Annotated in this window: 2 protein-coding genes, 1 tRNA gene and 1 pseudogene; all 4 read right to left on the bottom strand. The window is 52.1% G+C overall.

What is annotated here, in order from left to right:
* Nucleotides 1-82: 82 nt before the first annotated feature.
* A tRNA-Thr gene (locus I5W_RS19310) sits at nt 83-158 on the bottom strand.
* Between the two features lie 237 nt (nt 159-395).
* A complete protein-coding gene (locus tag I5W_RS19305) occupies nt 396-797 on the bottom strand; it encodes a bactofilin family protein (protein WP_017455000.1) in 402 nt (133 codons plus the stop codon).
* Nucleotides 798-1,018: 221 nt separating this feature from the next.
* Nucleotides 1,019-3,352: a beta strand repeat-containing protein gene (locus I5W_RS31490; protein WP_044530440.1), complete on the bottom strand. Its 2,334-nt coding sequence runs from the start codon at nt 3,350-3,352 to the stop codon at nt 1,019-1,021.
* 95 nt (nt 3,353-3,447) lie between these two features.
* Nucleotides 3,448-3,637: pseudogene (locus I5W_RS19295) on the bottom strand (efflux RND transporter periplasmic adaptor subunit); the annotation flags it as partial.

Here is a 3,637-nt window from a genome sequence, read left to right as displayed (position 1 = left end):
TACACCTCAAGAGCATGAGAGTCTCCCCTCATTTAACCCTGCCAAATGCGTTATTCCAGATCAGATCGCCAACGCATCTAGCTGGTGCCGGGGAGAAGATTCGAACTTCCGACCTTCGCATTACGAATGCGCCGCTCTACCAACTGAGCTACACCGGCAACCTGAAACTTACCTTAACAACCAACCAAATAATAATACAGATTTAGTCTTACATACAATACGTCTTTCCGATATGAGAGTCTGATGAAAAAGCCACGCGCATGACAGAAAGATATCGCCCATGGTCGACGTCAGTAGCCGTAATTACTGCCATCAAGCAGGAATCCTCGATACGAATACCGCCTGATGTTTAGACTGACGAATTGCCATTCTCCAATCCTCTATCTCTTAGAATCTCATGCTTCAGATGAGATCGGCAGCTGCAGCACAGATGCCTCTTCTGCCTGAGCATAACTGAGCTTTCCGGCAACCAATGCACCGCCATGCATCTCCAGCGCTTTGTAGAAAACGTTACCGGTAATGCGTGCCTTGGGTTGCAGCTCCAGTAGTTCCGAAGAATGAATATCCCCGACAATCTCTCCATTGAGGATCAGACGCGCCGCACGCACCTCTCCGGTCACCTTTCCATGTTCGGAGATTACTAACACGCTGGGCTGACCGCTTTCGGCGTTGATGTTGCCCTTAATCTGGCCATCGATACGCAAACCGCCTTTGAAGCTCACATCTCCTTTGATGGAAGTCGACGTACCGATCAGGCTATCGATTGTGTTCGTATTATTGGCTTTACGTGCAAACATAGATTCACCTCACAGTTTTACCAATGATCAGTCGAGATGAAGACCCCGACAACAACTGGTTTGATGGCCTTCCCCTGGATATCCAACGATTCTTAAGCAAAATAAAAATCTCTGAATATGATTGAGCAACGTGACGATGAGTACATCAACTCCGGTTGCCGCTCAGGCATTCACGGCGACCTTTGTCTTCATCGTTAGTGATAGTTTTTATCATTTAATTCTCATTGCTTCACACCTGAACCATTAATACTAAATAACGATTTATTGACCGCCTTATCAAATTGCTCCGCAACCCACGGTGTCGCCTGGGGAGCAGACTGAACCGCTTTACTCGGATCACTGCTGTTTAACGTCGTCACAACCAAGGGAGTCGTCACACTTTGCATCCAAATGGTTTGCCCACCACTTGATATCGTTCCACTACCTATTTGGTCCGTTCTGTTGACACCCTGGTTATTCAAGATAGAAGCCGTCGTGAACAAGGGCAAACTTGCCACCGTATAGTTGGCGGGATCAAACAGGATGGCATTCAGATTCACCAACTTTGCTGTTCCAGCAGATGGATCCATGAAACTTGCCCTCATTCCATAGCCGGTGAAGGGGATCGGTGCAATCAAGGTCCCATCTGCTCTGCCTGAATCACCGTAACTGACCGAACCACTACTCCAGATGACTGTCGCGCCGGTCGTTCCGTCATAGTTCTTGTCGGCCACGGTGACATTCGAAAACACCACAGGGGCTTTGGAAATAGTCGCCATTGTGGTCCTCTGACTACCCACTGCGATGCTGTAGTTGGTCGGATCCGCAAGCGCAGTCATCAAATTCACCGTCTGAATCCCTGCGGCTGCGTTATCGAACGCCCCCGTGACGGTATAACCGTTGTAGCTACTTGGCCCGGCCAAGCTTCCGTTCGCGGCCATTGAATTACCCAGAAACACAGTTCCAAGACCGGGGCTAGCGATGCTCGCGGCAGTGGTCATGTCATAGACCTTCCCGTTGACCACCACATTCGACACAAGCACATTGGCCTTCGCGATATTGGCGATCGTGTTCAGTTGCGTCGTACCCGCCAACGTATAGTTGGTCGCATCGGACAGCGCTACATTGAGGTTCACGATCTTGTTATTACCTGCTGCTGCATCAGCAAAACCTCCCGTCAATGTCAAATTAGTGTATGCCGTCGCGCCAGCCAAACTACCGTTAGCGGCCGATGCATTACCCAACTGCACCAATGCGCTACCAGAGGTCAATGACGCATTTGTTGTCGTGTCATAGACCTTGTCTGATACGGTAGCATTGCTCACAACGATATTAGCCTTCGCAATCGTCGCACCGGTATTGGCCTGACTTGCTGTGCTCACGGCGTAGTTCGCTGAATCTCCCAACGCTACGTTCAGGTTCACCATCTGGCTTCCTGCTGATCCATTCGCAAAGCTGCCAGAGACGATGTAGTTGCTGTAGCTAGTGGCCGCGGCCAGCGCACCGTTGGCCGCCGCAGCATTACCCAACTGCACCGATGCCACGCCCACGTTGGTGATCGTTGCATTGGTTGTCGTGTCATACACCTTGTTTGATGCCGTCACATTCGACACAGTCACACCCGCCTTGGCAATCGTGGCTGTTGTCGTGTTTTGACTTGCCGTGCTGACTGCGTAGTTCGTCGTATCGCCTAACACGGTCGTCAGGTTCACCGTTTGATTACCGGCACCTGCGTTGGCAAATACACCATTGACAGCGTAGTTACCAAACGCACTCGGACCGGCCAAACTGCCATTGGCACTGGAGGCATTACCCAACTGCACTGTCGCCGCACCTACGTTGTTAATCACCGCGTTCGTGGTCGTGTCGTACACCTTGTTCGCTACCACCACATTAGCCACGGTGACATTTGCCTTCGTGATGCTTGCTGTCGTATTCACTTGTGTGACACCCGACAAGGTGTAGTTCACCGTATCAGATAGTGCCACGGTCAAATTCACAGTCTTGTTACTATCTGCAGAAGCGTTGGCAAATCCTCCCGTCAGCGCCAGATTTGCATAATTCGTGGCGCCAGCCAAACTGCCGTTGGCAGTTGAGGCATTACCCAACTGCACTTGCGCACTACCAGGCGCCAGCGAAGCATTCGTGGTGGTGTCATAGACCTTATCTGACACCGACGGATTACTGACCACAATATTGGCCTTGGAAATGGCCGCTGTGGTACTCGCCTGCGTCGCATTACTGAGCGTATAGTTCGTGGAATCGCCCAACACCGTCGTCAGATTCACGGCCTGGCTCCCTGCCGATCCATTGGCAAAGGCACCACTGACAAGGTAATTACTATAGCCTGTGGCAGATGCCAACGCACCATTGGCCGCCGCAGCATTGCCCAACTGCACCGTCGCTGCGCCTACATTGTTGATCGCGGCATTGGTCGTCATGTCGTACACCTTATTGAATGCCGTCACATTGGACAGGGTCACGTTCGCCTTGGCAATCGTCGCCATCGCCGTTTTCTGTGTCGTGCTGCTCAAGGTGTAGTTTGTCGCATCACCCAGTATCGCGGTCAGGTTCACCGCCTGATTACCGGCAGCGGCATTAGCGAATACGCCATTGACCGTGTAATTACCATAAGCACTGGCATTGGCCAGACTGCCATTGGCGGCCGACGGATGGCGCGCAACTTCTGCTGTGCATTGCGCACCGCCACCTCGGCTTCACGCAAGGCGCTCTGGGCTTGCAGATAATCCTGCTCGGCAGAAATCTTTTGTTCCCACAGCTTCTTTTCGCGCTGGTAGGCGGTGCGGGCGAGGGACAGACGCTGCTCGGCATTGAGCAGTTCGGACGCAGCTCCGAGATGC

This window comes from Herbaspirillum sp. B65, from assembly GCF_000333555.1.
GTDB lineage: Bacteria > Pseudomonadota > Gammaproteobacteria > Burkholderiales > Burkholderiaceae_D > Herbaspirillum > Herbaspirillum rubrisubalbicans.
The sequence above is the reverse complement of the archived record's forward strand: the minus strand, read 5'-3'. Positions and strand labels throughout refer to the sequence as shown.

Excerpts from the sequence above, each read along its gene's own strand:
- I5W_RS19305 (WP_017455000.1), bottom strand. The coding sequence starts at position 797 with ATGTTTGCACGTAAAGCCAATAATACGAACACAATCGATAGCCTGATC.